The organism is Thiobacillus sp. SCUT-2 (assembly GCF_035621355.1).
GTDB lineage: Bacteria > Pseudomonadota > Gammaproteobacteria > Burkholderiales > Thiobacillaceae > Thiobacillus > Thiobacillus sedimenti.
In genome coordinates this window covers 860,703-886,601 of sequence record NZ_CP141769.1, presented here as the reverse complement: position 1 = coordinate 886,601, position 25,899 = coordinate 860,703, and the positions used below count along the sequence as shown (strand labels likewise).

The following is a 25,899-nucleotide window of genomic DNA, read 5'->3' as shown; positions in this document are numbered from 1 at the left end:
TGACCCTGGATTATTTGGACGCCAGCTCTTCGAGGCGGATGCGCATCACCTTGCCAGCGACGGTGTCGAGGCGCTCGATCCTGGCGATCGCCGCGTTGACGTTCTTCTCCTGCGTCACATGGGTCAGCAGGATGATGTCGACCTGTTCCTCGCCTTCGGCCGGCTCCTTCTGCACCATCGCGTCGATCGAGATGTCGCTGTCGGCGAGAATGCGGGTGATGTCGGCGAGCACGCCGGGGCGGTCGAACGCGCGCAGCCGCAGGTAGTAGGCGGTGCGCACCTCGTCCATCGGCAGGATAGGCGTGTCGGCCAGCTGGTCCGGCTGGAACGCCAGGTGCGGCACGCGGTGGTGCGGGTCGGCCGTATGCAGCCGCGTGACGTCGACGAGGTCGGCGACCACCGCGGACGCGGTCGGCTCGGCGCCGGCGCCAGCGCCGTAGTAGAGCGTCGGGCCGACGGCGTCGCCCTTCACCAGCACCGCGTTCATCGCGCCATCGACGTTGGCGATCAGGCGGCGCTCGGGAATCAGCGTCGGATGCACGCGCAGTTCGATGCCCTTCTCGGCGCGGCGCGCGATGCCCAGCAGCTTGATGCGGTAGCCCAGCTCCTCGGCATACTTGACGTCCTCGCGCGTGAGCTTCGAAATGCCCTCGGTGTAGGCGCGGTCGAACTGCATCGGGATGCCGAACGCGATCGCCGACAGGATCGTGAGCTTGTGCGCGGCGTCGATGCCCTCGATGTCGAAGGTGGGATCGGCCTCGGCATAGCCCAGGCGCTGCGCCTCCTTCAGCACGTCGTCGAAGGCCGCGCCCTTGTCGCGCATCTCGCTGAGGATGAAGTTGCTGGTGCCGTTGATGATGCCGGCGAGCCACTCGATGCGGTTGGCGGTGAGGCCTTCGCGCAGCGCCTTGATGATGGGGATGCCGCCGGCGACCGCGGCCTCGAACGCGACCATCACGCCTTTCGCCTGGGCCGCGGCGAAGATCTCGTTGCCGTGCTTGGCGACCAGGTGCTTGTTGGCGGTGACCACGTGCTTGCCGTTGGCGATGGCCTGCATCACGAGTTCGCGCGCGGGCTCGAGTCCGCCGATCAGCTCGACCACGATGTCGATCGCGGGATCGTCGACGACGTCGAAGGGGTTGGTGGTGAGCGGCAGGTCGCCGGCGAGCTTCTTGGCCTTGTCGAGGTTGCGCACCGCGGCGCGCACGACGCGGATCTCGCGCCCGGCGCGGCGGGTGATTTCTTCGGCATTGCGGCGCAGCACGGTGAGCGTGCCGCCGCCGACGGTTCCCAGGCCCAGCAGGCCGACGTGGATGGGTTTCATTGATTGGTCTCGTTCAAAAAATCTTCAGTTCACCGATGCGCCCGCTGGCGGTCGAGGAAGCGGCTCATGCGGCCGATCGCCTCGGTCAGGTCTTCCTCGTGCGGCAGGAACACCACGCGGAAGTGGTCGGGCCTGGGCCAGTTGAAGCCGGTCCCCTGCACCACCAGCACGCGCTCCTCTTCCAGCAGGTTGAGGATGAATTTCTGGTCGTCGTGGATGGGATACATCTTCGGATCGAGCTTCGGGAACAGGTACATCGCCGCCTTCGGCTTCACGCAGCTCACGCCCGGGATCAAGGTCAGCAGCTCGTGCGCGAGGTCGCGCTGGCGCGTCAGCCGCCCGTTCGGCGCAACGAGGTCGTTGATGCTCTGGTAGCCGCCCAGCGCGGTCTGGATCGCATACTGCCCCGGGACGTTCGAGCACAGGCGCATTGACGCCAGCATGTTGAGGCCTTCCAGGTAGTCCTTGGCGTGGCGCTTGTCGCCCGACACGATCAGCCAGCCCGAGCGGTAGCCGCAGGCGCGGTAGTTCTTCGACAGGCCGTTGAAGGTGACGATCAGCACGTCGTCGGCGAGCGAGGCGATCGAGGTGTGCTGCACGCCGTCGAACAGCACCTTGTCGTAGATCTCGTCGGCGTAGACGATGAGCTGGTGCCGGCGCGCGATCTCGAGGAGTTCCAGCAGCAGCTCCGTCGGATAGAGTGCGCCGGTCGGATTGTTCGGATTGATGATGACGATCGCACGCGTGTTGGGCGTGATCTTGGACCGGATGTCGTCGAGGTCCGGCAGCCAGCCCGCCTCCTCGTCGCACTGGTAGTGGCGCGGCTTGCCGCCGCCCAGGCTCACCGCCGCGGTCCATAGCGGGTAGTCGGGTGCCGGCACCAGCACCTCGTCGCCGTTGTTCAGCAGCGCCTGCATCGACATCACGATCAGCTCGGAGACGCCGTTGCCGACGATGACGTCGTCGATCGTGACGCCGGCGATGCCCTTGCGCTGGGTCTCGTGCATGATCGCCTTGCGCGCCGAGAACAGCCCCTTGGAATCGCTGTAGCCGGACGCGTTGGGCAGGTTGAGGATGACGTCCTGGACGATCTCCTCGGGCGCCTCGAAGCCGAACGGCGCGGGATTGCCGATGTTCAGCTTGATGATGCGGTGGCCTTCTTCCTCCATCTGCCGCGCGCGCGCCATGACCGGGCCGCGGATGTCGTAGCAGACGTTGTCGAGCTTGGACGATTTGTGGATGGTGCGTAAGCGGGGCTTGTGGTCAGCCGTCACAGTCATTTCCCGGTGCGTAAAACCAAGGCAAAACAAAGCCTTGGAAAACGCCCGATTTTACCGGACGCGCCCTGCCCCGGCAAACCGGACGGGCGTCCGGCGGCCGGTCGAATCTGCTAAGGTTCGGGCATGAAGCTGCACCTCAACAGCGGCGCCGGCCAGCTGACGTTCACCGGCTACGGCGCCGACCACGTCCTCATCAACGGCCAGCGCTTCGACGCCGGCCTGCTGCTCACCGCGCGCGGCGTCGAGCCCGCGCCGTGGGCCGGCCTCGGCTTCGCGGAGCTGGTCCCTGCGCATTTCGAATGGATCGCCGGCCGCGAGCTGGACATCCTGCTGCTGGGGACCGGCACCCGCCTGCGCTTTCCCCACCCGTCGCTCACGCGGGCGCTGGTCGAGGCGCGCATCGGGCTCGAAGTCATGGACATCGGCGCGCTCTGCCGCACCTACAACATCCTGATCGCCGAAGGCCGCAACGTGGGCGCCGCCGTGCTGATCGAGCCGGCCTGACGTTTTCCGCGTCGCGTCAGGCGGATTGCGCGCCGGCCGCGAGCGCCGGCGGCATCACCTGGGCGAAGCTCGTGATCGCGTCGAATTCGCCCGTATCCTTGAGCGGCTGCCGCGAATCCGGATTGGCCACCGCCAGCAGCTGCGCGATGCCATAGGCGCGCGCGCTCCTGAGCACCGGCAGGCTGTCGTCGACGAACACGGTGCGCAGGCGGTCGAACGGCTCGATCGCCTGCAGGCCCTGCCAGAAATCCGGATGCTCCTTCGGCAGGCCGACGCGGTGCGAGGAGATCAGCGCGTCGAAATACACGTCGATGCGGGTCTCGCGCATCTTCAGCCCGAGGCTCTTGGGGTGGGCGTTGGTCACCATCACGACGCGCCGTCCCGACGCGCGCACGGTCTGCAGGAAGGCGGGGACGTCGGGCCGCACCGCGATCAGATGGGCGACCTCCTCCTTCAGCTGCACGATGTCGAGCGCGAGCTCGCTGCTCCAGAAATCGAGGCAGTACCAGTTCAGCGTGCCGGCGTGGCGCTCGTAGTGGGCGTCGAGGTGCGCGCGCGCCACGGCCTCGTCGAGCCCGTGGTACTCGGCGTAGCGGCGCGGCATGTGCTCGCGCCAGAAGTGGTTGTCGAAGTAGAGATCGAGCAGCGTGCCGTCCATGTCGAGCAGGACGGTGTCGATCCGCGACCAGTCGATCATGGCAGACCCCGCGCGGCCGGCTTCAGAACAGCTCGTCCTTGGAGACGCCGCGCCGGCGCAGCAGCTGGCGCAGTATGCGCAGCGACTCCATCTGGATCTGCCGCACGCGCTCGCGCGTCACCTGCAGTTCGAGCGCCAGGTCCTCCAGCGTGCACGCCTCACAGTTGTTCAGGCCGAAGCGCCGCTCGATCACCCAGCGCTGCTTGTCGTTGAGCTGGCCCAGCCATTCCTGGACGTGGTGCTCGATTTCCTCGAGCTGCAGCATCTCGTCCGGCAGGTGCGCGTTGTCGTCGGGGATCGCTTCGCCGAGCGAAAGCGTCGGGTCGACGTCGAGCGGGGCGTCGAGCGAGGCGACGCGCTCGTTCAGCTGCATGATGCGGCGCACGTCCTCGACCGGGTGGCCCGTCAGCGCGGCGATGTCGTCCGCGGTGGCGTCGGTCACGCCGTGCGTTTCGAGGTGGCGCTGCGCCCGCAGGTAGATGTTCAGTTCCTTGATGACATGCACCGGCAGGCGGATCGTGCGCGACTGGTTCATGATCGCGCGCTCGATGTTCTGGCGGATCCACCAGGTCGCGTAGGTCGAGAAGCGGAAGCCGCGCTCGGGGTCGAATTTTTCCAGCGCGTGGATGAGGCCGAGGTTGCCCTCCTCCACGAGGTCGAGCAGCGTCAGCCCGCGGTTGGAGTAGTGCTTGGCGATGTTGACCACCAGGCGCAGGTTGCGCTCGATCATCGTCTGCCGCGCCGCGAAGTCGCCCTGCACCGTGCGTCGCGCCAGGGCCACCTCCTCCTCGGCCGTCAGCAGCGGCGCCTGGCCGATCTCGTTGAGGTACAGCTGGGTGACGTCGACCTGCGGCTCGTCGAGGATGGCCGACGCCAGTTCCTCGCTGGAATCCGCCGCCGTCCGAGGCTCGGCCTCGGTCTCGGCCTCGTCCTCGTCTGGCATCACTTCATCGGGTTCGTCGCTGGCTTCGCGGGTCATGAACGCTCCGGCAGGTAAGTGAGGGGATCAAGCGGCTTTCCGTAACGGCGGATCTCGAAATGCAGTTCGACACGGCTGGCGTCGCTGTCGCCCATCAGGGCGATCTTCTGGCCGGCCGTCACCGTGTCGCCTTCCTTCACCAGGATGGCCTCGTTGTGCGCGTAGGCCGAGAGAAACTCGCCTGCGTGCTTGATGATGAGCAGACGCCCGTAGCCGCGCAGGCCGCTGCCGCTGTAGACCACCTTGCCGGGTGCCACCGCCCGCACCGGCGTGTTGCGCGCACCGGCGATGTCGATGCCCTTGCCGCCCGCCGCGCCGAAGCGGCCGATCACCGTGCCGTCGGCCGGCCACAGCCAGGCGTCGACCAGGCCGTTGGCGGCCGGCGCCGATTTCGCCGCCGGTTCGGTCGCCGCCGTCGCGGCTGGCGCGGGCGCGGGCGCAGCGGGTGCCGCCGCAGCAGGCTTCGCGGCAGGCGTGGCGGCGATTGTCGTTGACGGCACGCTCGACACCCGCGCCCAGTTCGCCTCGGAATAGGGCAGCACCTGCGCCTGCGGCTCGCGAACGAGCGGCGCCTCGACGAGCGGACGGGCGCTCGGCGCCGGCTCGTCGTCGAGCGGCTTGATCTCGACGCCATCGTCCGGCGGCGTCAGCCGCAGCACCTGGCCGACCAGGATGCGATCGGCGGATTCGAGACGGTTCCAGATGGCGACCTCGCGGTAATCAAGGCCGTTGGCGAAGGCGATCGCATACAGCGTGTCGCCGCGCTGGACGGTGTGCAGGCCGTTGGTCGAGGGCGCGATCTGCGGCGTGGCGGGCCGCGCCGTCGCGGCATGCGCCGGCGCGCGGTCGTCGACAGGGGCCATCCCGTTCGACGCGCACCCGGCCAGCGCCAGAACGACCGCCACCAGCGCGGCGGCGCGCACACGGCTTCCAGACCGGCGCACCCCCATCAGGCCACCCCCGGCAGCAGCGGAACGAATTTCACGCCTTCGAGCAGGCGCTCGGTGAAGGTGTCGCCCTGGCGCTCGATCACGCATAGCGTCTGCGTGGCGCTGCCGCGCGGCATCACCAGGCGCCCGCCATCGGCCAGCTGGGCGAGCAGGGCCTGCGGCACTTCGCCGAACGCGGCCGCGACGACGATGGCATCGAAGGGGGCGAAATCCTTCGCCCCGTGCATGCCGTCGCCGTGCTTGGGCCGGACGTTGTTGACGCGCAGCTCGCGCAGGCGCGCACGCGTCTTGCCGACCAGCTGGGCGATGCGCTCGATCGACACCACCTCCCGCGCCAGCTTCGCCAGCACGGCGGCCTGGTAGCCGCAGCCGAGCCCGATCTCGAGCACCCGGCCGAGTTCGCGGCCCTGGCCGTTCTCGCCGTGGCGGGCCAGTTCGGCCATGCGCGCGACGATGTAGGGGTTGGAGATCGTCTGGCCGAAGCCGATCGGGAGCGCGGTGTCCTCGTAGGCACGCGACTCGAGCGCCTGGTCGACGTAGAGATGCCGCGGCACGGCGCCCATCGCCGCCAGCACCATCTCGTCCTTGATGCCCTGCTCGCGCAGGCGTTCGACCATGCGGCCGCGGGTGCGCGCCGAGGTCATGCCGATGCCGGCGCGCGAATTCATGGCTTCAACCATTTGCTGACACTGTCCATCTGGCTGAAACGGGTCAAGTCCATTTGCAGCGGGGTGATCGATACGAAGCCGTCGGCCACGGCGTGAAAATCGGTGCCCTCGCCCGCATCCTGCGCGGCGCCGGCCGCGCCCACCCAGTAGACCGTCTGGCCGCGCGGATTGGTCGTCTTCACCACCGATTCCGCCTTGTGGCGCTTGCCGAGGCGGGTCACGGCAAGCCCTTCGACATCGTCCCACGCACGGTCGGGGACGTTGACGTTGAGCAGCATCGGCTCGGCCGGCGGCGCCGTCTGGATGCGCCGCACGAGGTCGGCGACAACGCGCCCCGCCGTGTCGAAGTGCTTCGCGTTGTGGCTCGCGAGCGACACGGCGATCGACGGGATGCCCAGCAGGTAGCCCTCGGTGGCGGCGGCGACGGTGCCGGAATAGATGGTGTCGTCGCCCATGTTGGCGCCGTGGTTGATGCCGGAGATCACCATGTCGGGCAGGTGGTCGAGCATGCCGGTGACGGCGAGGTGCACGCAGTCGGTCGGCGTGCCGTTGACGTAGTAGAAGCCGCCCGGCGCCTGGCGCAGCATCAGCGGACGATCGAGCGTGAGCGAGTTGGAGGCGCCGCTGCGGTCGCGCTCGGGCGCCACCACGGTGACGTCCGCCAGCGGCGCGAGCGCCGCCTGCAGCGCGGCGAGGCCGGGCGCGAAATAGCCGTCGTCGTTGGACAGCAGGATACGCATCAGCGGCCCCCTCCGGAAACGGCAGGCATTCGGCACGGGAAATTCATGGCGATGATGCGAAGGTCTGACATTGGGCCGATTCTAACATCGGGATTTGAGCGATTGAGCCAGCCGATGAAGCCTCCGGGTCATCCCACGCGCCCACGCGCGATTCAGTCGTATTCGCGGGTATAGAAGGCGTCGAGGCTGTTCTGCTGCCCCGCCTGCGCTTCGAGGCGCACATGCTTCGACAGCTGGTACAGCACCTTGACCACCTGGCTGAGGCCGTCGAGGCTCTGCTCGTAGCTCAGCGTCGCACGCGACGAAAGCCGCTTGCCGACGCTGACGACCGTGCCGGTCAGCGCTTCGCCGCTCCCGGCACGCACGTCGAAGCTGTCGATGCCGAGGGTCTCCGCCATCTTCGCCTGCAGGTTGACCGACTCGGTCTGGCTCAGCAGGGCGCCGGCGGCCACCTGCAGCAGCACGAATTCCTGCTGCCCGCTGCTCTCCAGGCCGTGCCCCAGCACCAGCCAGGCGAGCTTCTCGGTGTCGGGCAGCGGCGGATCGGAATAGAGCGTCACGACCGGGCGCTGCACGGTGCCGCCGACCTCGACGCCGACCTTCACGCTCGGCGTCGTGCGCACCGCCAGCACGTCCAGCCCGGGATTGTCGATCGGGCCGACGAAGCGCATCACGCCGCGCTCGATGTCGAGCGTCTGCGCATACGCGGCGTAGCGCCCCTTCACCACCTGGATCGTGCCCTCGGCGCGCAGCTGCTGCGCCGGGGCCGCCGCCAGGCGCGGCCCCGGCGCAGGGACCGCCTGCACGATCGTGAATACGCGCAATTGCCCGCCGAGCCGCGCGTCGAGCCCGGCGCCCTTGAACAGGAAGTCGTTGCCGAGCCGCAGCGTGAGATCGAGCGCCAGCGGGATGCGCTGCGCCGCGGGCTGCTCGCGCGGCGGCCGGCCGACGACGACGACGTCGCTCGACAGCTCGGGCCGGCTCGCCTCGGGCATCTCCAGGCGCGCGCGGTCGGCGGTGAGGGTGCCGGTGAGGCGCACCTGCCGGGGGTCGAGATCGAGCGTCGTGGCGCCGGAGACCACCACGCGGCGGTCGCTGCGGTTGGTCGCCGCGAACTGCTGGAAATCGAGCTTGAGCCCGGCCTGCGGATTGCTCAGCTGCGCTTCGCCGCTCACCACGATGCGGCCGCTCGTTCCCTTCAGTTCTCCCGTCGCCACCCGCACGCGGTCGTCCGCGAGCGCCAGCTGCAGCGTGCCGCCGGTGATCGCCACGCCCTCCTCGGGCATGGCGAAGCGGATGGCGTCGGCGCGGACCTCGCCCTCGACCTGCGGCGCGGCGAGGCTGCCGCTGCCGGTCAGCCGCGCCGCGAGGCGCGCGTCGGCGCGCACCCCGAGCGGCAGGAAGGGCCGGAGCAGGCGCAGGTCGGGGGCATCGAACCGCGCAGTCCACGCCAGCGGCGCGCTGCGCGACAGCGTGAACGCGGCGCCTTCGCGCACCAGCGTCCCCTGGCCGTCGAGCCGCAGCCGGCCCGCATCGCGCGTGTCGGCAGCCAGCTGCAGCCGCGCCTTGCCAGCCGCCGCCTCGGCATCGAGCGTGAGCGCCGTCAGTCCCATCGCCAGCGCCGGGTCGTTCAGCCGCACGTCGCCCGCCTCGCGGCGCAGCCGCAGCCGGCCGTCGAGCGCGGCCGCGGCGCGCAGGTCCCAGTCGCCGCCTACGCGCAGATCGGTGGTCAGCGGCGGCGCCGGCTGCAGCAGGCCGAGGAGGGGCGCCAGCGGCAGGTTGGCGAGCGTGCCGCGGCTGGCAAGCGTCGATCCCTCGCGGTCCAGATGCGCGAGCGTCAGCCGGCCGCCGGCCCAGGCGAGCGACAGGTTGTCGACCTGCTGCCGGTCGCGCGACAGCTGCAGGCGGGCGGGCGCCAGCAGCGCCAGCGGCCACGCGCCCTGCGCCTGCGCCTGGTCCAGCTGGCCGCGCCACGTTCCGTTCGCATCGAGCCCGCCGGCCAGCCGCGCGGTCGCGTGCCAGCCCGGCAGCCGGGCCTCGAGCGCGAGTGCATGCGCGTCGCGGCGGCCGGTCAGGGTCGCGTGGACCGCGTCGACGCGCCGGCCGGCCAGCCGCACGCCGACCGCGTCGAGTTTCCCGCTGAAAGGGCCGTTCGCGGCGGCCTGCAGGTTCGCCAGCGCGTCCAGCGAGTCGACCGCGACGCCGCCGGGAAGGCGCAGGCCGCTCGCGCGCACCTGCCCCTCGACCTGCGGGCGGGCGGGGTCCCCGCTGGCGCTGCCGCGGCTGGCGAGGCGCCCGGCGACACCAAGGTTCAGGCGCGCCAGCGCGGGCGCGTCGACGTTCCACGCGAGGCGGTCGCCTGCCCGTCCATACGCGCCCTTGAGCGTCGCACGGTTGCCGGCAAGGTCCACGTCGACGTCGGCGTCGGCCAGGTGCCCGCTGTCATAGCGCAGCCGCCCCTGCCCCTTCACGGGGCGGCCCTCGAGTTCGCCCGGCGGCAGGACGAACTGCGCCTGCAGGCGCGCTGCGGGCAGGAGCGCACCGCTCGCCTCGCCGCGTGCGTTGAGGCGCCCGCGGGGAAATTTCCCGAACCGCGCCGGATTGATCTGTGCTGCATCGAACGCCAGGCTGAAGGCGCGCGCGGCATCGAGGCGGAGTTCGCCATGCGCGCTCAGTCGCCCGGCCTGTCCCGCGAAATTCGCCGAATCCAGGCGCACCACCGCGTCGCCGTGGCTCAGCGCGACCCGCCCCTGCCCCCATCGTTCGCTGACGTCGGCGGTGAGCGTCTGGCGCGTGGCGTCGCCGTCGAGCTGCAGCACCGTCTGCAGCCGCGTCGCATGCAGCCGGCGATGCAGTCCCGCGAGATCGAGACGGGGACTGTCGAGGCGCAGGTGCAGGCGGCCGTTCTGCCATCGCCCGCTCCCGCCCAGTCGGCCCGCCGCGCCGAGATCGATCGACAGCGCGCTGAAGTCGGCGCGCCGGACGTCGCCCACCACGGCGCCGCTCAGATCCGCCAGCGGCAGGCGGCCCGCGTCGAGGCGGCCGGCAAGCCGGTTGCTGAGGCTGAAGCTGCCGAGCAGGCGCTCTCCCGGCAAGCCTTCGAACACGCCGGAAAACGCGAAGTCGGCTGCCGGTGCGCCGGCGAGGAACTGGCGCGGGTCGACGCCCTCGCCCGCCACCAGCAGCCGCGGCAGCCGGACCGGCGCAAACGGCGCGACTTCGCCGCGGGCGCTGGCGCGCATGCCGCGCGCTTCGGCGTCCAGCCGGAACGCGAGCGCCGCCAGCGGGCCGTCCACGGCAAGCGTCGCCCGCAGCGGCACCGGCTCCGCACGCGTCGCATCGAGGCGCCCACGTACCGGGAACGGCGCGTCCTTGCCGAGCTCGAGCGCGCCCCCGACGTCGGCCCAGGGCGTGGCCGCGCGCATGCCGGTGAAGCGATAGCGATCGCCGGCGTCGTCGACGCGACCGTGCAGCATGCGGAACACCCGCGTCGTACCGGCGTCGACGAGCACGAGCTGCGCCACGTCCCAGGCCGCGATCCGCACGCGCACCGGCAGGCGCAGGCTGGACGGCGGCTGCAGCGGCGTCGTGTCCGGCTTCAGCACCTCGACGCGCACGCCTTGCGCCGCGAGCAGGCCGACGTCGAGCGTTCCGTGCAGCAGCGCGCCGGGCTGCCATTCCAGCCGCGCGCCCTCCACCGTGATGCGCTTCGCCGCCGTGGTGACGACGACCCTGCCGACGCGGATGGGGCCGCCCAGATGGCCTTCGACGCCGGCGACGGCGAGCCGTCCGCCGCTCAGGCCGGCTGCCGCGTTGGCGAGCCCGCGCAAGCCGGCGTCGGTCGCCGCGGTCGCGAGGAGCGCGGCGATCGCGAGCACAAGCGCGGCCGCCAGGCCCGCCAGGACAGCGACGCTGCGCCTCAAAACGACACCCCGAGCGAGAAGTGCAGGCGGAATTCGCGCGTGGCTTCGCCGTAGGCGACGTCGAGGTTCACCGGCCCCACCGGCGAGCGGTAGCGGGCGCCGACGCCGTAGCCGACGACAGGCGAGAGCTGGCGCGGCGTGTCGGCGGCATCGCCGGCGTCGACGAACAGCGCCGCGCCCCACGCCGGCCGGAAGAAATAGTTGTACTCGATGCTGCCGGTGGCGAGGTAGCGCACGGATGCCACGCCGCCCGCGAGCGTACGCCCGAGGCTCTGGTAGGCGTAGCCGCGTACCGAGTTGTCGCCGCCGGCGCGAAACAGGAAATCGGTGGGAATGCCATCGCGCGTGTCGGCCAGCACGCTGCCAAGCTCGCCGCGCAGGATCAGGCGGCCCGTGTCGCCGACGCGGAAATACTGGGTATGGCGCCCGTACAGCCGGACAAAACTGGTGTCCGACAGCAGGGCCGCTGCCGCGCCACCGGCCTGCAGCGTGAGCACGTGGCCGCTGCGCGGGAAGAAGGCGCGTCCCGTCGTGCGATGCGTCCACGCATAGGTCGCGGTCAACGCCTGGTTGCGCGCGTTGACGACGTTGCCGATGCGCTGTTCCTCGGTCTGGTATTGCAGCGACAGTGTCGTCTGGATCGGCCCGCGGATGCGGGTGCGCTTGGCCGCGGCCAGCGCCGAGCGCGTCTTCTGCCCCTTGATGTCCTCCTGCTTGAGCTGGGCGCCGAGGCTGTTCTCGTAGCCGGCGGACGTGCGCGGCCACGCGAGCTCGGCGGCGCCGGACTGCTGGCGGGCTTCGGCGCGGGCGTCGAGCTTAAGGCGCAAGCCGCGGTCGGCGACGTCGCGCGCCAGCCATCCCGCCTGCAGCCGCGCCCCCGTGTCCGTGCTCACGCCCGCGCCCACGCTGAAGCGCTTCTCGGGGCGTTCGACCACGTCGACCCGGATCGGCACCGCCGCCGCCTGCGCCGGGTCCGCATCGATGCGCACCGTCGCCTGCGCGTAATAGCCGCTGGCTTCCAGCGCCATCTGATAGTCGAGCAGGTCCTGCTGGCGAACCGGCCTGCCGGGCCGGGTCGGGTTGAGGTTGCGGGCGATCGACACCGGGTAGCGCCGGGCCCCGCTGACGACCGGCTCGCCATAGAAGAAGGCCGGGCCGCTGTCGATCGTCAGCGTCAGGTCGGCCGCCTGCTCGGAAGGATCGATGCGCGCCTCACTGGCGGTGATCTGCGCCGCCGGATAGGCGCCCGCGAGCAGCGGGCGCAGCACCGCCACCTTTGCCGCGTTCCAGTCGGCCTGGCGGAACGGCATCCCCGGCTTCAGCGAAAAGCCCCGCTCGATGCGCCCCGCAAGGCCACTACCGCGCATCGTCAGGGCGCCCTCGAACGTCAGCTTCACGCTGCGCACCCGGGTGAGCGGGCCGGGATCGACGCGGTAGTTCAGTCGCCAGTCGTCGCCCACGCGTTCCGCCGAGCTATCGATGGTCGGCGAGAAATACCCCTCGGTCGCGAGCAGATCGCGCGCCGTCATATCGCTCTGCTGCCGCAGCCGCGCGACTTCGTCGGCGTCGGGTTGCTCGCCCCGCCGTGCCGCGCGCGCCGCTTCAAGATGCTGTAACAGAAGCGGCTTGAGCGCGTCCGGCGCGTCCACCTCGACCGTCAGCGCGTGCGCCGGCGGCGCGCACAGCACGGCCAGCAGCAGCGAGGCTTTCAGGAGTCGATGAGGCAAGGCTATCCACGCGACAATGTTCGTCCGGCCATTCTAGGGGGTGGCCTGGCGCGAACCAAACGGCGCCGCCGCCGCGACGTACACTAGCGCGCTGTCACCCTGAACCGAGCCGCTTGCGTCGCTGTCGCCTCCACGTGATCCCCTCGTCTCCCCGCCGCATCGGACTGTTCCTCGTCGCGAGCTGCCTCGCGTACTTCGGCCCCGACCTGCTGGTACCGGCTGCCTGGGCCGCGACGCCGGCCTATCCAATCGGCTCGGCGCTCTATCAGGGCCTGCTGGTGCTGGCCGGGTTCGTCTTTGGGCCCGCGCTGTGCCGGGCGTTGATGGTCGGTGCCGTTTCGGGCGGACCGCTTGCTGCAACGATCGACCAGGCTAACGACGATGTCGACAGGGACAATCTGCCCGCGCCGCCCGTCGTGCTGTTCGAGCACGCGATGCCGTTTGTCCTCACCGCCGGCCTGTTGCCCCGCCGCTGCGAGGTGTTCCTGTCGACCGGCCTGGCGAGCCGGCTAACGCCGCCGGCACTGCGCTTCCTGCTCGCGCGCGCCGCGGTCCACGCCACGCTCCGCCACCGGCTGGCGGCGCTCGTGCCGCTGCTGATCTTCACGGTCGCGCTGCCGGATGATCCCGCCTCCCTCACGGCCTGGCTCGCGAGCGGCGGATTCCTCGGCATCTGGCTCATGCTGCACTGGAGGTTCGAACTCGCCGCCGATCGACAGGCGGCGCAGGCGAGCGGCGCGGGCGCGCAGGATGCGCTGTGCGCGTGGCTCGCGGTCATGCCGCCTCACCCCGCGTGGTTCAGCCTCCATCCGCCACTGCGCTGGCGGCTTCGCGCCGTTGCGCACGAATGACGCGACAACCGGCTAGCCCGGCCCGGCGGCTTGTGCAAGATCGGGCTTCGGCTGGCGGTGGAGATCCTGCCGGACATAGGGCCGCGCGTGCCCCGACAGCGCCAGGGCGACGCGGACCTCCCATTTGTGCGTCGGAAGATAGCCGGCGACGGAGGGGCTGAGCGCCGACAGCAGCACCGCCCCGGCCACGAGGCCAGCCCATCCCCGCGGGCGTTCCTGCGCCGCGAGCGAAGCGCACGCGACGAGACTGACCGCGGCGCCGACGAGCCAGCCGATGACCACCTCGCTCGGGCTGTGCGCCCCCAGCGCCAGCCTCGACCAGCCGACGGCACCGGCGATGGCGAGCCCCAGCACGGTGCCCCACGGGCTGGCGCGTCGGCCCGGCCCGGCCAGCAGCCAGCCCAGCCAAAGCGGGAAGACCGAGGCGGCGAGCATGGTGTGGCCGCTGATCCCCGTGAAGTCGAGCGCGGCACTGCCCCATCCCCAGCCGATGAACGCGACCTTGGTCGCCAGCACGACGGTAACGCCGGCCGCCATCGCCAGGACCCAGGCCCGCAGGGCCGGCCGCTGGCCTGCCAGCCGCAGCGCGACGGCGATCGTCGCGAGCAGCGGCAGGACGATACCGGCCGCCCCCAGATGGGTGACGAGGAGCCAGTTTGCGGACGGCTGAGGAAGCATGGCGGGACGAGCGGGCGACGCGTCGGAAAGCATCAGCCTATCACCATCCCGGCCGACGGCGCAGCGGTGCCGCGCCCGGTCACTGGAAAAGCGAAGGGGGCGCATGCGCCCCCTTTTGCCGCGCCGGGCGAGCGGATCAGCCTTGCGCCGGCGTGCCCTTCTCGAAGCTGAAGACACCGCCCCGCGCATCCACGCGAATCGTGTCCTTCGGCGCGAAATGCCCGGCCAGGATCTCCTTCGCCAGCGCGTTTTCCAGCTGGCCCTGGATCGCGCGCTTGAGCGGCCGCGCGCCGTAGACCGGGTCGAAGCCGGCCCTGGCGATTTCGGCGAGCGCGGCGTCCGTGACCTCGAGCCTCATGTCCATCTGCGCCAGCCGCGCTTCCAGGCCCTTCAGCTGGATCTTCGCGATGCTCGCGATATGCGCCTCGCCGAGCGCGTGGAACACGACCACCTCGTCGATGCGGTTGATGAACTCGGGACGGAAGTAGGACTTCACCTCGCCCAGCACCGCGAGCTTGACGACCTGGTAGTCGTCGCCGGCCATCGACTGGATCATCTGCGAACCGAGATTGGACGTCATCACGATCACGGTGTTGCGGAAATCGACCGTGCGGCCCTGGCCGTCGGTCAGCCGCCCGTCGTCGAGCACCTGCAGCAGCACGTTGAACACGTCCGGGTGCGCCTTCTCGACCTCGTCCATCAGGATGACGCTGTACGGCTTGCGGCGCACCGCCTCGGTCAGGTAGCCGCCCTCCTCGTAGCCGACGTATCCCGGGGGCGCGCCGATCAGGCGCGCGACCGAATGCTTCTCCATGAACTCGCTCATGTCGATGCGGATCATGTGGTCGGCGGAGTCGAACAGGTATTCGGCCAGCGTCTTGCACAGCTCGGTCTTGCCGACGCCCGTGGGCCCCAGGAAAAGGAAGGAGCCGAGCGGCCGGTTGGGATCCGACAGGCCCGCGCGCGAACGGCGGATCGCATCCGACACCACGCTCACCGCCTCGTCCTGGCCGACGACGCGCGCGTGCAGCTTGTCTTCCATGTGCAGCAGCTTGTCGCGCTCGCCCTGCAGCATCTTGGAGACCGGGATGCCGGTCGCGCGCGAGACCACCTCGGCGATCTCTTCCGCACCCACTTGCGTGCGCAGCAGCTTGAACGCCGGCTTCGCGCCGGCGGCTTCGGCGCTCTTCAACTGCGCCTCCAGCTGCGGCAGCTGGCCGTACTGGATCTCGGCGACCTTGTCGAGCTTGCCCTGGCGCTGCAGGTCGACCATTTCGCCGCGCAGCTTGTCGATTTCCTCCTTGATGTGCGCGCTGCCCTGCACCTGGGCCTTCTCGGCCTTCCAGATTTCCTCCAGGTCGGCGTATTCGCGACCGAGTTTCTCGATCTCGTCTTCCAGCAGGGTCAGACGCTTTTTCGAGGCTTCGTCGCGTTCCTTCTTCACCGCCTCGCGCTCGATCTTCAGCTGGATGATGCGGCGGTCGAGCTTGTCCATCGACTCCGGCTTGGAGTCGATCTCCATCTTGATGCGCGCCGCCGCCTCGTCGATCAGGTCGATCGCCTTGTCCGGCAGGAAGCGGTCGGTGATGTAGCGATGGCTCAATTCCGCGGCAGCGACGATCGCCGGGTCGGTGATGTCGACGCCGTGGTGCAGCTCGTACTTTTCCTGCAGCCCGCGCAGGATCGCGATCGTCGACTCGACGCTCGGCTCGTCGACCAGCACCTTCTGGAAGCGGCGCTCGAGCGCGGCGTCCTTCTCGATGTACTTGCGGTATTCGTCGAGCGTGGTCGCGCCGATGAGATGCAATTCACCCCTGGCCAGCGCCGGCTTCAGCATGTTGCCGGCGTCGATCGCGCCTTCGGCCTTGCCGGCGCCGACGAGCGTATGGATCTCGTCGAGGAACACGATGTAGCGCCCCGCATCCATCGCCAGCTCCTTCAGCACCGCCTTCAGGCGCTCCTCGAATTCGCCGCGGTACTTGGCGCCGGCGAGCAGCGCGGCGAGGTCGAGCACCAGTACCGACTTGCCCTTGAGCGTCTCCGGCACCTCGTCGTTGACGATGCGCTGCGCGAGCCCCTCGACGATCGCGGTCTTGCCGACGCCCGGCTCGCCGATCAGCACCGGGTTGTTCTTGGTGCGCCGCTGCAGGATCTGGATCGCGCGGCGGATCTCGTCGTCGCGGCCGATCACCGGGTCGAGCTTGCCGTCGCGGGCGCGCTCGGTCAGGTCGAGCGTGTACTTCTTCAGCGCCTCGCGCTGGCCTTCGGCCTCCTGCGAGCTCACGCCCTCGCCGCCGCGCACGGCGGCGATCGCTGACTCGAGCGCGGCCTTCTGCGCGCCGTGCTGCTTCATCAGCCGCCCGGTCTCGCCCTTGTCGTCGAGCGCGGCGAGCAGGAACAGCTCGGACGCGATGTAGGCGTCGCCGCGCTTCATCGCGTCCTTGTCGGTGAGATTCAGCAGGTTGTTGAGGTCGCGCGAAATGCTCACCTCGCCGCCCTGGCCCTCGACCTTGGGCAGACGGCCCAGGGCCTGGGTCAGCGAGGCCTTCAGCGCCGGCACCTGGACGCCGGCGCGCGACAGGATCGCCGCGGCGCCGCCACCTTCCTGGTTCAGGAGCGCCAGCAGCAGGTGCTGCGGCTCGATATAGGCGTGATCGCCGCCGACCGCGAGGCTCTGGGCGTCGGCGAAGGCCTGCTGGAACTGGGTGGTGAGCTTGTCGAAGCGCATGGGAACCCTCTGCGGTATATTCAATGCCACCCAAGTAGAGGCGATTCCGCCGATTTCAACCCGTCTTGTCCGAATTCAGGCCCGCCATGTCCGATTTGCTCACTTCCGCCGTCGAAATCGATGTCAACCGGGCGCTGGCCGAGGACGTCGGCAGCGGCGACCTGACCGCCCTACTGATCCCGCCGACGCAGACCGCCCGCGCGCGGGTGGTGACCCGCGAGGCCGCCGTGATCGCCGGCCGGCCATGGTTCGACGCCTGCTTCAGGGCGCTCGATCTCGGCTGCGCGATCGACTGGCGCGTCAGCGAGGGCGACGCCGTCGCCGCCGGCGACGTGCTGCTGGAGATCAGCGGCAACGCACGCGCCCTGCTCACCGCCGAGCGGCCCGCGCTGAATTTCCTGCAGACGCTGTCGGCCGTCGCCACCGCGACGCGCCCCTACGTCGAGGCCGTGCGCGGCACGCGCGCGGCGATCTACGACACCCGCAAGACGCTGCCCGGCCTGCGCATCGCCGAGAAATACGCGGTGCGCGTCGGCGGCGGGCGCAACCAGCGCATGGGCCTCTACGACGGCATCCTCATCAAGGAAAACCACATCGCCGCGGCCGGCGGCATCGGCCCGGCGCTGCAGGCGGCGTTCGAACTGGCCGCCGGCAAGGCCAGCGTGCAGATCGAGGTGGAGACGCTCGACCAGCTGCACGAGGCCCTCGCCGCCGGCGCCCGGCTGGTGCTGCTCGACAATTTCACGCCGGCCCGGATGCGCGAGGCGGTCGCGCTGACGGCCGGCCGCGCCGAGCTGGAAGCCTCGGGCAACATCACGCTGGAGACCGTGCGCGCCTACGCGGAGACGAGCGTCGACCGCATCTCGGTCGGCGGCCTCACCAAGCACATCCGCGCGGTCGACCTGTCGATGCGCATCGACGCGGCATGATCGTCGTCCGCCGCGCCCGCTACGACGACCCTGCCGACGCCGCCGCACTGGTCGACCTGCTGGATGCCTACGCGCGCGATCCGACGGGCGGCGGCGCGCCGCTCGCCGACGCCGTGCGTGCGAGTCTGGTCAGCGCGCTAGCCGCACGCCCGTTCATCTTCAGCGTGCTCGCGTTCGACGGCGCGATGCCGGTCGGCCTGGTCAACGCGATCGAGGGCTTCTCGACCTTCGCCTGCCGGCCGCTCGTCAACGTGCACGACGTGGTCGTGCGCGCCAGCCATCGCGGGCGCGGCATCGCGGCGCAGATGTTCGCCGAGGTCGAGGCCATCGCGCGGGAACGCGGGGCCTGCAAGCTGACGCTGGAAGTGCTTGCCGGCAACCGCGCCGCGCGCCGGCTCTACGAGCGGCTGGGATTCGACGACTACCGGCTCGACCCGGCGCTGGGTGCAGCGCAGTTCATGCAGAAATGGCTGGAGTAGGCCGTCTCGGCGGGGGCCAGCCGACGGCGCGGCTCAGTAGCGCCGGATGAAGGCGTCGGTGACGACCGACATGCCCTCGCGCCAGCGCTCGAGCAGCTGCGGCGTCGCCTCCGGGTCGACTTCGCCCACCGCCTGCACCAGGCTGTCCACCCAGTAGGGATACAGTTCGGGCAGCACGGGCGCGTGGCCCGTGCGGGAATGCACGTCGGCCATCCGGTCGACGGTGCGCTTGCTCAGCGAGCTGCCGCCCGCGTGCGAGATCGCCGCGCTGATGCCGCGGCGCAGCGCCATGCGCTGCTTCTGAAAATCCGTCGCGGCGAACATCGGCGCAATGGCCGGATGGCTGTCCAGAAAGATCTCGTAGAAGCGCGCGATGAAATTCTTTTCGCGCAGGCAGCGGCCGTAGCTCTGCTGCAGATCGTCGTAGTTGCTGCTCATCGCACCCCGCCACATTACGGATAAAGACGATATCTTAATCGTCTTTATCCGCATTCCGCAAAAACCGGAGGCCGCATCCAGCGCCCTCACCCGCGGCGATGGGCAGGCCGGGAAGGACGATTGACGTGCGATGGGTCTAGGCGAGCCAGACGAGCGCGGCCATGCGTCCGGTCACGCCGTCGCGGCGATAGGAGAAAAAGTTGTCCGCCTCGCTGAAGGTGCAGCGCCCCCCGCCGTGCACGGCCTGCACGCCGACCGCGCCGAGACGCAGGCGCGCAAGCCGGTAAATGTCGGCGAGCCACTTGCCCGGCGTCGCGTGCGGCGCGAAGGCCTCCGCGGCGGCGGCGTGCTGGGTGACGAAGGCGTCGCGCACGTCGTCGCCCACCTCGAAGGCCTGCGGGCCGATGGCGGCGCCCATCCAGGCGATGATCTCGCCCGGCGGTACCTGCATCGCTGCCACCGTGGCCTCCAGCACGCCGCCCACCAGGCCTCGCCAGCCGGCGTGCGCGGCGGCGACGACGCTGCCCGCGCGGTCGCAGAACAGAACGGGCAGGCAGTCGGCGGTCAGCACGGCGCACACCCGCCCGCGTTCGCGGGTGAACGCCGCGTCGGCTTCCGGGTTCGGCGCGTCACCGAGCCGGACGACCCGCGCGCTGTGCACCTGCCTGAGCCAGCCGGGCTCGCCGGGCAGGTCGCGGCGCAGGCGCGCACGGTTGGCGGCAACGTGGGCCGAATCGTCGCCGACGTGGTCGCCGAGATTGAAACTGTCCCAGGGCGCACCGCTCACGCCGCCGGCGCGGGTCGTCATCAGGCTTCGGACGTTTGCCGGTGCAGGCCAGTCGGGACGAATCACCGGATCACTTGCCCCACACCGTGTTGTCGCGCAGCGCCTGCACGAGCGAGGCGAAATCGGGCGGCAGCGGGCACTCCCACTGCATCGGCTCGTGCGTCACCGGGTGGACGAGGCCGAGCTTCGCCGCGTGGAGCGCCTGGCGCGGGAACGGGATCTTGACATGGCTGCGGCGGCTTGCGGCGTAGACCTGCTCGCCCACCAGCGGATGCCCGATGTGCTGCATGTGGACGCGGATCTGGTGGGTACGGCCGGTTTCGAGGTTGCAGCGCAGCAGCGTCACCCCCGGAAAGCGCTCGACCACGTCGTAGTGCGTCACCGCCTCCTTGCCCATGCTGTGCACGGTGCGCTTGGTGCGGTTGTGCGGGTCGCGCGCCAGCGGCGCATCGACGGTGCCGGCGCGGTCGATCTCGCCGTACACCAGGGCGAGGTATTCACGCTTGACCGTGCGGGCCTGCAGCTGGCGCACCAGGTCGGTGTGCGCCGTAAGCGTCTTGGCGACGACGAGCAGCCCCGAGGTGTCCTTGTCGAGGCGGTGCACGATGCCGGCGCGCGGCAGCTCGGCCACCTGCGGCACGCGGTGCAGCAGCGCGTTGAGCAGCGTGCCGCGCGGATTGCCGCTGCCGGGATGGACCACCAGCCCGACCGGCTTGTTGATCACGAGCAGCACCGGATCCTCGAACACCACGTCGAGCGGAATCGCCTCGGGCGCGTCGGGCGTGGCCGTCGCATCGGGTTCGATCTCGACGCGCACCGCTTCGCCGCCGCTGACTTTCATCCGGGTCGTGCCCCAGGCCTCGTCGACCGAGATCCGGCGCGCGCGGATCCAGTTCTGGATGCGGTTGCGCGAGAATTCCGGCAGCAGGGCGGACAGCGCCTGGTCGAGGCGCTGTCCGCCCTGCGCGTCCGGGATTACGAGTTCGCGGACGCCGCCCTCGCTATTTCCCTTATAATCGTCCGACAAATTTTCCGTGTGTTTTCCCATGCTTAAGCAACGTCTATCCGGTTTCACTGCATACAATCGGGCGCTCGGCGGCGTGCTGCTCGCCGCGGCGCTGAGCCTCGGCGGCTGCGGCCTGTTGCCCGAGGTCAAGGATGAAACCGCCGGCTGGTCGGCGCAGCGCCTCTATTCCGAAGCCAAGGACAACCTGAACGAAGGCAACTACGAGCGCGCCGTCAAGCTGTTCGAGACGCTGGAATCGCGCTATCCCTTCGGGCGCTATGCGCAGCAGGCACAGCTGGAAGTGGCCTATGCCTATTACAAGGACAACGAGCCCATCTCCGCCGTGGCCGCGTGCGACCGCTTCATCAAGCTGCACCCTAATCACCCTAACGTCGATTATGCGTACTATCTGAAGGGCCTGGCGAATTTTAACGACGATCTCGGGCTGCTGGGCGGCCTGGTCGATCAGGACATGAGCGAGCGCGACCCGAAGGCCGCACGCGAGGCCTTCCTCGCGTTCAAGGAACTGGTGACGCGCTTCCCCAACAGCAAGTACGCGGACGATGCCACCGCCCGCATGAAGTATCTGGTCAACGCGCTGGCCGGCAACGAAGTGCACGTCGCGCGCTACTACCTGAAGCGCAAGGCCTGGGTGGCTGCAGCCAACCGCGCCAAGACGGTGTTGACCGATTACCCGGAAGCCCCGGCGGTGGAAGAAGCGCTCGGCATCATGGTGGTGGCCTACGACAACCTGCATCTGACCACGCCGCGCGACGATGCGAAACGGGTGCTCGAGCTGAATTATCCCAACAGCACGTATCTCAAGGGCGTCAGCGTCAAGGAAAAGGCGTGGTACCGCTTCTGGTAGGGCGCGCCTGAGCGCAGGGGACATCCCCCCGCGCGCGTCGTCAGACGGCCGCTTCGCCCGACTCGCCGGTGCGGATCCGCACCACCTGCTCCACCGCCGTCACGAAAATCTTGCCGTCGCCGATCTTGCCGGTCCGCGCGGCATGGGTGATCGCCTCCATCGCGCGCTCCAGCAAGGCGTCCTCCACCACGACTTCCAGCTTCACCTTGGGCAGGAAATCCACCACGTACTCGGCGCCGCGGTAGAGCTCGGTGTGGCCCTTCTGGCGGCCGAAGCCCTTGACCTCGGTCACGGTCAGGCCGGTCACGCCGATTTCCGACAGCGCTTCGCGCACCTCGTCGAGCTTGAACGGCTTGATGATGGCTTCAATCTTCTTCATGGCAGGTCTCCATTAATCGGTTTGGGCATTACGTTCGCTCCCTCTCCCGCAAGCGGGAGAGGGTTGGGGAGAGGGCGGATCGCTTTGGGCATTGCGTTCGCTCCCTCTCCCGCAAGTGGGAGAGGGTTGGGGAGCGGGCGGATCGGTTTGGGCATTGCGTTCGCCCCCTCGCCCGCAAGCGGGAGAGGGTTGGGGAGCGGGTGGATCGGTTTGGGCATTGCGTTCGCCCCCTCGCCCGCTTGTGGGAGCGGGTTGGGGAGAGGGCGAGCCCGCAGGGCGCAATCCTGAAGCATGTCGTTCGGTCAGGCGAGGTCGGGTCGGTATTTCGAGGTGATCGGGTAGCGCCGGTCCTTGCCGAAATTGCGCGGGGTGATGCGCGGGCCGGGCGGCGCCTGACGGCGCTTGTATTCGGCGAGGTCGACCATGCGGATCACCTTCTTCACGGTCGCCGCGTCATGGCCCGCCGCGACGATGTCGGCGACGGAAAGATCGCGCTCGACGTAGGCCGCCATGATCGCGTCGAGCACGTCGTAGGGCGGCAGGCTGTCCTGGTCCTTCTGGTCCGGACGCAGCTCGGCCGACGGCGGACGGTCGATGATGCGCTGCGGAATGACCGCGGAACGGCCATTGCGATGGTTCGCCAGCCGATAGACACGCGTCTTCGCGACATCCTTCAGCACGGCGAAGCCACCCGCCATGTCGCCATACAGCGTCGCGTAGCCGGTGCCCATCTCGCTCTTGTTGCCGGTCGTCAGCACCAGCGTGCCGAACTTGTTGGACAGCGCCATCAGGAGCGTGCCGCGCGTACGCGCCTGCAGGTTCTCCTCGGTGGTGTCGGCGGCGCGGCCGGCGAATTCGCCGGCCAACTGGCCGACGAAGGCGTCGTAGATGGGGCGGATCGCGATCTCGGAATACTTCACGCCCAGACGCTTCACCATGTCGCGCGAGTCCTCGACGCTGATCGAGGCGGTATAGTCGGACGGCATCATCACCGCGTGCACCCGCTCCGGCCCGATCGCGTCGGCGGCGATCGCCAGCGTCAGCGCGGAATCGATGCCGCCAGACAGGCCGAGGTGCACGCCGTTGAAGCCGTTCTTGCCGACATAATCGCGCACCGCGAGCACCAGCGCATCGTAGACCGCGGCATCCTCGCCGGGCAGCGTCGCGCGTGGCCCCGCGCAGCGCCCGCCCTCGATGTCGAAATAGAACAGCCCCTCCTCCCAGGCCGGGCACTGCGCGGCGATTTCGCCCTCGGCATCGAGGACGAAGGAGGCGCCGTCGAACACGAGTTCGTCCTGTCCGCCGACCAGGTTCGCGTAGACGATCGGCAGGCCGGTCTCGACCTGGCGCGAGCGTGCCACGGCGTAGCGATCGCGTTCCTTGTTGAGGTGGTAGGGCGAGGCGTTGGGTACCAGCAGCCAGTCGGCGCCCGCCTCCATGGCGCGCGTCGCCGGGCCGGGCTCCCAGATGTCGCCGCAGATGTTGAGGCCGAACCTCACGCCGCCGCAGTCGAACACGCAGGGCGCGTCGCCACTGTCGAACACGCGCTGCTCGTCGAACACGGAATGGTTGGGCAGGTGGCGCTTGCGGTAGACCGCCTCGATCCGGCCGCCGCGCAGCAGGGCCGCCGCATTGAACAGGCCGTCTTCGCTGCGCTCGGGAAGGCCGACGACGAGCGCCAGTTCGGCAGGCGCCTCTGCCGCCAGCTGGCGCACCGCCGCATCGCACGCGGCGGTGAAATCGCGCCGCAGCACCAGATCCTCGGCCGGGTAGCCGCACACCGACATCTCCGGCGTCAGCAGCAGCGCGGCCCCCGCCGCGTGGGCGTCGCGCGCCGCCGCGAGCAGACGCGCGGTGTTGCCGGCGATATCGCCGACCACAAGATTGAGCTGCGCGACGCCGAGCTTCATCCTGCGCCCTTAGCGGGCACCCAGCGCGCGCTGCACGGCCTCGCCCAGTCCCGCGGGGCTCTGCGCAACGACGACGCCGGCGCCTTCGAGCGCACGGATCTTGGCATCGGCCGTGCCCGCGCCGCCCGCGATGATCGCGCCGGCGTGGCCCATGCGCTTGCCCTTGGGGGCGGTGCGCCCGGCGATGTAGGCGGCAACCGGCTTCTTCATGTGGGCGCGGATGAACTCGGCGGCCTCTTCCTCGCGGCTGCCGCCGATCTCGCCGACCAGGATCACCGCCTCGGTCTGGGGGTCGGCCTCGAACATCTCGAGGCAGTCGATGAAGTCCAGGCCCTTGATCGGGTCGCCACCGATGCCGACGCAGGTCGACTGCCCCAGCCCGAGCTGCGTGGTCTGGTGCACCGCCTCGTAGGTCAGCGTGCCGGAGCGCGAGACGATGCCGACCTTGCCCTTCTGGTGGATGACGCCCGGCATGATGCCGATCTTGCACTCGCCCGAGGTGATCACTCCAGGACAATTCGGGCCGATCAGCTTGGCGCCGTTGGCCCGCAGCGCGGCTTTCACGTTGAGCATGTCGAGCACCGGGATGCCCTCGGTGATGCAGACGATGACTTCGATGCCGGCGTCGGCCGCTTCGAGGATCGAGTCGGCGGCGAACGCGGCCGGCACGTAGATCATCGTGGCCTGTGCGCCGGTTTCGCGCACCGCGTCGCGCACGGTATTGAAGACGGGCAGGTTCAGATGCGTCTGCCCGCCCTTGCCCGGCGTCACGCCACCGACCATCCTGGTGCCGTAGGCGATCGCCTGCTCGGAATGGAACGTGCCCTGCTTGCCGGTGAAGCCCTGGCAGATGACTTTCGTATCTTTGTTGACGAGGATGCTCATTGTGCGCGCTCCACTGCAAGCCTGGCGGCCTGGGTCAGACTTTCGGCCGCCAGGATCGCCAGCCCCGATTCGGCCAGCAGTTTGCGCCCCAGTTCAGCGTTGGTCCCCTCCAGTCGCACCACCACCGGGACTTTCACGTCGACCTCCTTGACCGCCTGGATGATGCCTTCGGCGATGACGTCGCAGCGCACGATGCCGCCGAAGATGTTGATCAGCACCGCCTTGACGTTGGGATCGAGCAGGATGATCTTGAAGCCCTGTGCCACCGTCTCCGGCGTGGCGCCGCCGCCGACGTCGAGAAAGTTCGCGGGCGCGCCACCCTCCAGCTGGATCAGGTCCATCGTCGCCATCGCGAGGCCGGCGCCGTTGACCATGCAGCCGATGTTGCCGGTGAGCGCGACGTAGTTGACGTTCGCCGCGTTGGCCGCCGCTTCCTTGGCGTCGACCTGGCTGTCATCGCGCAGTTCGGCCAGGCTCTTCCGGCGATACAGCGCGTTGTCGTCGACGCTCATCTTGCAATCGAGCGGCAGCACGCGGTTGTCGGCGGTCACGACCAGCGGATTGATTTCGAGCAGCGAGAGATCGTTGGCGACGAACACGCGGTAGAGCTGCGGCAGCAGGCGGCAGAAGTCCTTGAACGCGTCGCCCTTCAGGTCCAGCGCGAAGGCGAGCGCGCGGCACTGGTAGTCCTGCACGCCGAGCAGCGGATCGCAGGTCTCGGTCAGCACCTTCTCCGGCGTGGCGTGGGCGACCTCCTCGATGTCCATGCCGCCGGCGGCGGAGGCGACGAAGGCGACGCGCTCGGTCTCGCGGTCGACCAGCAGCGAAAGATACAACTCGCGCGCGATGGGGAGCGTTTCCTCGACCAGCACCTCGTTGACGGGCTGGCCGTCGGGCGCGTTCTGGAGCGTGACGAGCTTGCGCCCCAGCAGCGAGGCAGCCACCGCGCGCACGTCGTCGAGCGACTTCACCACCTTGACGCCGCCGGCCTTGCCGCGGCCGCCGGCGTGAATCTGCGCCTTCACCACCCAGGCCACGCCGCCGAGTTCGCGAGCGGCCTCGACAGCCGCCTCGGCATTCGCCGCAGCGATGCCGCGCGGCGTGCTAATGTTGCCCGTGCGAAGAATCTGTTTGGCCTGGTATTCGTGCAGGTTCATTGTTCTTGAAGA

Annotated in this window: 23 protein-coding genes; 5 read left to right on the top strand and 18 right to left on the bottom strand. The window is 69.7% G+C overall.

The window, feature by feature from the left end:
• Nucleotides 1-10: 10 nt before the first annotated feature.
• Nucleotides 11-1,324: a homoserine dehydrogenase gene (locus tag VA613_RS04325; RefSeq protein WP_324780633.1), complete on the bottom strand. Its 1,314-nt coding sequence runs from the start codon at nucleotides 1,322-1,324 to the stop codon at nucleotides 11-13.
• A 29-nt stretch (nucleotides 1,325-1,353) separates the two neighbouring features.
• Entirely contained in the window at nucleotides 1,354-2,604 is a 1,251-nt protein-coding gene (locus VA613_RS04320) for a pyridoxal phosphate-dependent aminotransferase (protein WP_324780632.1), read from the bottom strand.
• A 123-nt stretch (nucleotides 2,605-2,727) separates the two neighbouring features.
• On the opposite strand from VA613_RS04320, the gene VA613_RS04315 reads away from it, so the two are divergent.
• Nucleotides 2,728-3,108 (top strand): Mth938-like domain-containing protein, encoded by a 381-nt coding sequence (locus tag VA613_RS04315; protein ID WP_324780631.1) that lies wholly within the window; start codon nucleotides 2,728-2,730, stop codon nucleotides 3,106-3,108.
• A 16-nt stretch (nucleotides 3,109-3,124) separates the two neighbouring features.
• Here the strand turns inward: VA613_RS04315 and yrfG are convergent, their stop codons facing one another.
• The 7 genes from yrfG to VA613_RS04280 all read right to left on the bottom strand — a co-directional run bounded on the left by yrfG (nucleotide 3,125) and on the right by VA613_RS04280 (nucleotide 12,792).
• Nucleotides 3,125-3,805 carry a GMP/IMP nucleotidase gene (gene yrfG / locus VA613_RS04310; RefSeq protein WP_324780630.1) on the bottom strand — a complete coding sequence of 227 codons (681 nt, stop codon included), beginning with the start codon at nucleotides 3,803-3,805 and terminating at the stop codon, nucleotides 3,125-3,127.
• A gap of 22 nt (nucleotides 3,806-3,827) precedes the next feature.
• Nucleotides 3,828-4,784 (bottom strand): RNA polymerase sigma factor RpoS, encoded by a 957-nt coding sequence (gene rpoS, locus VA613_RS04305; RefSeq protein ID WP_324780629.1) that lies wholly within the window; start codon nucleotides 4,782-4,784, stop codon nucleotides 3,828-3,830.
• Nucleotides 4,781-5,707, bottom strand: a complete 927-nt coding sequence (locus tag VA613_RS04300) for a peptidoglycan DD-metalloendopeptidase family protein (protein WP_324780628.1) — start codon at nucleotides 5,705-5,707, stop codon at nucleotides 4,781-4,783. The genes rpoS and VA613_RS04300 overlap by 4 nt, the downstream gene beginning before the upstream one ends.
• A gap of 26 nt (nucleotides 5,708-5,733) precedes the next feature.
• Nucleotides 5,734-6,414 (bottom strand): protein-L-isoaspartate(D-aspartate) O-methyltransferase, encoded by a 681-nt coding sequence (locus tag VA613_RS04295; protein WP_324780627.1) that lies wholly within the window; start codon nucleotides 6,412-6,414, stop codon nucleotides 5,734-5,736.
• Nucleotides 6,399-7,142, bottom strand: coding sequence for a 5'/3'-nucleotidase SurE (gene surE, locus VA613_RS04290; protein WP_324780626.1), 744 nt, complete (start codon nucleotides 7,140-7,142; stop codon nucleotides 6,399-6,401). Before surE ends, VA613_RS04295 begins: the two co-directional genes overlap by 16 nt.
• 152 nt (nucleotides 7,143-7,294) lie before the next feature.
• The gene (locus tag VA613_RS04285) at nucleotides 7,295-11,065 is read right to left on the bottom strand and encodes a translocation/assembly module TamB domain-containing protein (protein ID WP_324780625.1); all 3,771 of its coding nucleotides are present in this window, start codon (nucleotides 11,063-11,065) and stop codon (nucleotides 7,295-7,297) included.
• Nucleotides 11,062-12,792 (bottom strand): autotransporter assembly complex protein TamA, encoded by a 1,731-nt coding sequence (locus VA613_RS04280; protein ID WP_324780624.1) that lies wholly within the window; start codon nucleotides 12,790-12,792, stop codon nucleotides 11,062-11,064. Before VA613_RS04280 ends, VA613_RS04285 begins: the two co-directional genes overlap by 4 nt.
• 113 nt (nucleotides 12,793-12,905) lie before the next feature.
• On the opposite strand from VA613_RS04280, the gene VA613_RS04275 reads away from it, so the two are divergent.
• Nucleotides 12,906-13,643, top strand: coding sequence for a M48 family metalloprotease (locus tag VA613_RS04275; RefSeq protein WP_324780623.1), 738 nt, complete (start codon nucleotides 12,906-12,908; stop codon nucleotides 13,641-13,643).
• A 12-nt stretch (nucleotides 13,644-13,655) separates the two neighbouring features.
• On the opposite strand, the gene VA613_RS04270 is transcribed toward VA613_RS04275, so the two are convergent.
• A complete protein-coding gene (locus VA613_RS04270) occupies nucleotides 13,656-14,321 on the bottom strand; it encodes a phosphatase PAP2 family protein (protein ID WP_324780622.1) in 666 nt (221 codons plus the stop codon).
• 136 nt (nucleotides 14,322-14,457) lie between these two features.
• Nucleotides 14,458-17,049 (bottom strand): ATP-dependent chaperone ClpB, encoded by a 2,592-nt coding sequence (gene clpB / locus VA613_RS04265; protein ID WP_324780621.1) that lies wholly within the window; start codon nucleotides 17,047-17,049, stop codon nucleotides 14,458-14,460.
• A gap of 86 nt (nucleotides 17,050-17,135) precedes the next feature.
• On the opposite strand from clpB, the gene nadC reads away from it, so the two are divergent.
• Complete coding sequence (gene nadC, locus VA613_RS04260; protein ID WP_324780620.1) at nucleotides 17,136-17,978, top strand: carboxylating nicotinate-nucleotide diphosphorylase; 843 nt, start codon at nucleotides 17,136-17,138, stop codon at nucleotides 17,976-17,978.
• Nucleotides 17,975-18,457: a GNAT family N-acetyltransferase gene (locus tag VA613_RS04255; protein WP_324780619.1), complete on the top strand. Its 483-nt coding sequence runs from the start codon at nucleotides 17,975-17,977 to the stop codon at nucleotides 18,455-18,457. The genes nadC and VA613_RS04255 overlap by 4 nt, the downstream gene beginning before the upstream one ends.
• Nucleotides 18,458-18,490: 33 nt before the next feature.
• Here VA613_RS04255 and VA613_RS04250 read toward each other — a convergent pair whose 3' ends face one another.
• From VA613_RS04250 to rluD, 3 genes are all read right to left on the bottom strand, one after another.
• Nucleotides 18,491-18,895, bottom strand: coding sequence for a globin (locus VA613_RS04250; protein WP_324780618.1), 405 nt, complete (start codon nucleotides 18,893-18,895; stop codon nucleotides 18,491-18,493).
• 136 nt (nucleotides 18,896-19,031) lie between these two features.
• A complete protein-coding gene (pgeF, locus tag VA613_RS04245) occupies nucleotides 19,032-19,703 on the bottom strand; it encodes a peptidoglycan editing factor PgeF (RefSeq protein ID WP_324780617.1) in 672 nt (223 codons plus the stop codon).
• Nucleotides 19,704-19,752: 49 nt separating this feature from the next.
• On the bottom strand, nucleotides 19,753-20,730 hold the full coding sequence (gene rluD, locus VA613_RS04240; protein ID WP_324780616.1) for a 23S rRNA pseudouridine(1911/1915/1917) synthase RluD: 978 nt from the start codon (nucleotides 20,728-20,730) through the stop codon (nucleotides 19,753-19,755).
• Here rluD and VA613_RS04235 point away from each other — a divergent pair.
• Nucleotides 20,729-21,556: an outer membrane protein assembly factor BamD gene (locus VA613_RS04235; protein ID WP_324780615.1), complete on the top strand. Its 828-nt coding sequence runs from the start codon at nucleotides 20,729-20,731 to the stop codon at nucleotides 21,554-21,556. The genes rluD and VA613_RS04235 overlap by 2 nt on opposite strands.
• A gap of 40 nt (nucleotides 21,557-21,596) precedes the next feature.
• Here the strand turns inward: VA613_RS04235 and VA613_RS04230 are convergent, their stop codons facing one another.
• The 4 genes from VA613_RS04230 to sucC all read right to left on the bottom strand — a co-directional run bounded on the left by VA613_RS04230 (nucleotide 21,597) and on the right by sucC (nucleotide 25,887).
• Entirely contained in the window at nucleotides 21,597-21,935 is a 339-nt protein-coding gene (locus VA613_RS04230; RefSeq protein WP_324780614.1) for a P-II family nitrogen regulator, read from the bottom strand.
• Nucleotides 21,936-22,237: 302 nt separating this feature from the next.
• On the bottom strand, nucleotides 22,238-23,845 hold the full coding sequence (locus VA613_RS04225) for an NAD+ synthase (protein WP_324780613.1): 1,608 nt from the start codon (nucleotides 23,843-23,845) through the stop codon (nucleotides 22,238-22,240).
• Between the two features lie 9 nt (nucleotides 23,846-23,854).
• Entirely contained in the window at nucleotides 23,855-24,730 is an 876-nt protein-coding gene (sucD, locus tag VA613_RS04220) for a succinate--CoA ligase subunit alpha (protein ID WP_324780612.1), read from the bottom strand.
• Nucleotides 24,727-25,887, bottom strand: coding sequence for an ADP-forming succinate--CoA ligase subunit beta (sucC, locus tag VA613_RS04215; RefSeq protein WP_324780611.1), 1,161 nt, complete (start codon nucleotides 25,885-25,887; stop codon nucleotides 24,727-24,729). Before sucC ends, sucD begins: the two co-directional genes overlap by 4 nt.
• Nucleotides 25,888-25,899: the final 12 nt, after the last annotated feature.

Coding starts and splice junctions, on each gene's coding strand:
- VA613_RS04250 (WP_324780618.1), bottom strand. CDS start 18,895: ATGAGCAGCAACTACGACGATCTGCAGCAGAGCTACGGCCGCTGCCTG.
- VA613_RS04255 (WP_324780619.1), top strand. CDS start 17,975: ATGATCGTCGTCCGCCGCGCCCGCTACGACGACCCTGCCGACGCCGCC.
- nadC (WP_324780620.1), top strand. CDS start 17,136: ATGTCCGATTTGCTCACTTCCGCCGTCGAAATCGATGTCAACCGGGCG.
- rluD (WP_324780616.1), bottom strand. CDS start 20,730: ATGGGAAAACACACGGAAAATTTGTCGGACGATTATAAGGGAAATAGC.
- surE (WP_324780626.1), bottom strand. CDS start 7,142: ATGCGTATCCTGCTGTCCAACGACGACGGCTATTTCGCGCCCGGCCTC.
- VA613_RS04295 (WP_324780627.1), bottom strand. CDS start 6,414: ATGGTTGAAGCCATGAATTCGCGCGCCGGCATCGGCATGACCTCGGCG.
- yrfG (WP_324780630.1), bottom strand. CDS start 3,805: ATGATCGACTGGTCGCGGATCGACACCGTCCTGCTCGACATGGACGGC.
- VA613_RS04320 (WP_324780632.1), bottom strand. CDS start 2,604: ATGACTGTGACGGCTGACCACAAGCCCCGCTTACGCACCATCCACAAA.
- VA613_RS04230 (WP_324780614.1), bottom strand. CDS start 21,935: ATGAAGAAGATTGAAGCCATCATCAAGCCGTTCAAGCTCGACGAGGTG.
- sucC (WP_324780611.1), bottom strand. CDS start 25,887: ATGAACCTGCACGAATACCAGGCCAAACAGATTCTTCGCACGGGCAAC.
- VA613_RS04225 (WP_324780613.1), bottom strand. CDS start 23,845: ATGAAGCTCGGCGTCGCGCAGCTCAATCTTGTGGTCGGCGATATCGCC.
- pgeF (WP_324780617.1), bottom strand. CDS start 19,703: ATGACGACCCGCGCCGGCGGCGTGAGCGGTGCGCCCTGGGACAGTTTC.
- sucD (WP_324780612.1), bottom strand. CDS start 24,730: ATGAGCATCCTCGTCAACAAAGATACGAAAGTCATCTGCCAGGGCTTC.
- VA613_RS04315 (WP_324780631.1), top strand. CDS start 2,728: ATGAAGCTGCACCTCAACAGCGGCGCCGGCCAGCTGACGTTCACCGGC.
- VA613_RS04270 (WP_324780622.1), bottom strand. CDS start 14,321: ATGCTTCCTCAGCCGTCCGCAAACTGGCTCCTCGTCACCCATCTGGGG.
- clpB (WP_324780621.1), bottom strand. CDS start 17,049: ATGCGCTTCGACAAGCTCACCACCCAGTTCCAGCAGGCCTTCGCCGAC.
- rpoS (WP_324780629.1), bottom strand. CDS start 4,784: ATGACCCGCGAAGCCAGCGACGAACCCGATGAAGTGATGCCAGACGAG.
- VA613_RS04325 (WP_324780633.1), bottom strand. CDS start 1,324: ATGAAACCCATCCACGTCGGCCTGCTGGGCCTGGGAACCGTCGGCGGC.
- VA613_RS04235 (WP_324780615.1), top strand. CDS start 20,729: ATGCTTAAGCAACGTCTATCCGGTTTCACTGCATACAATCGGGCGCTC.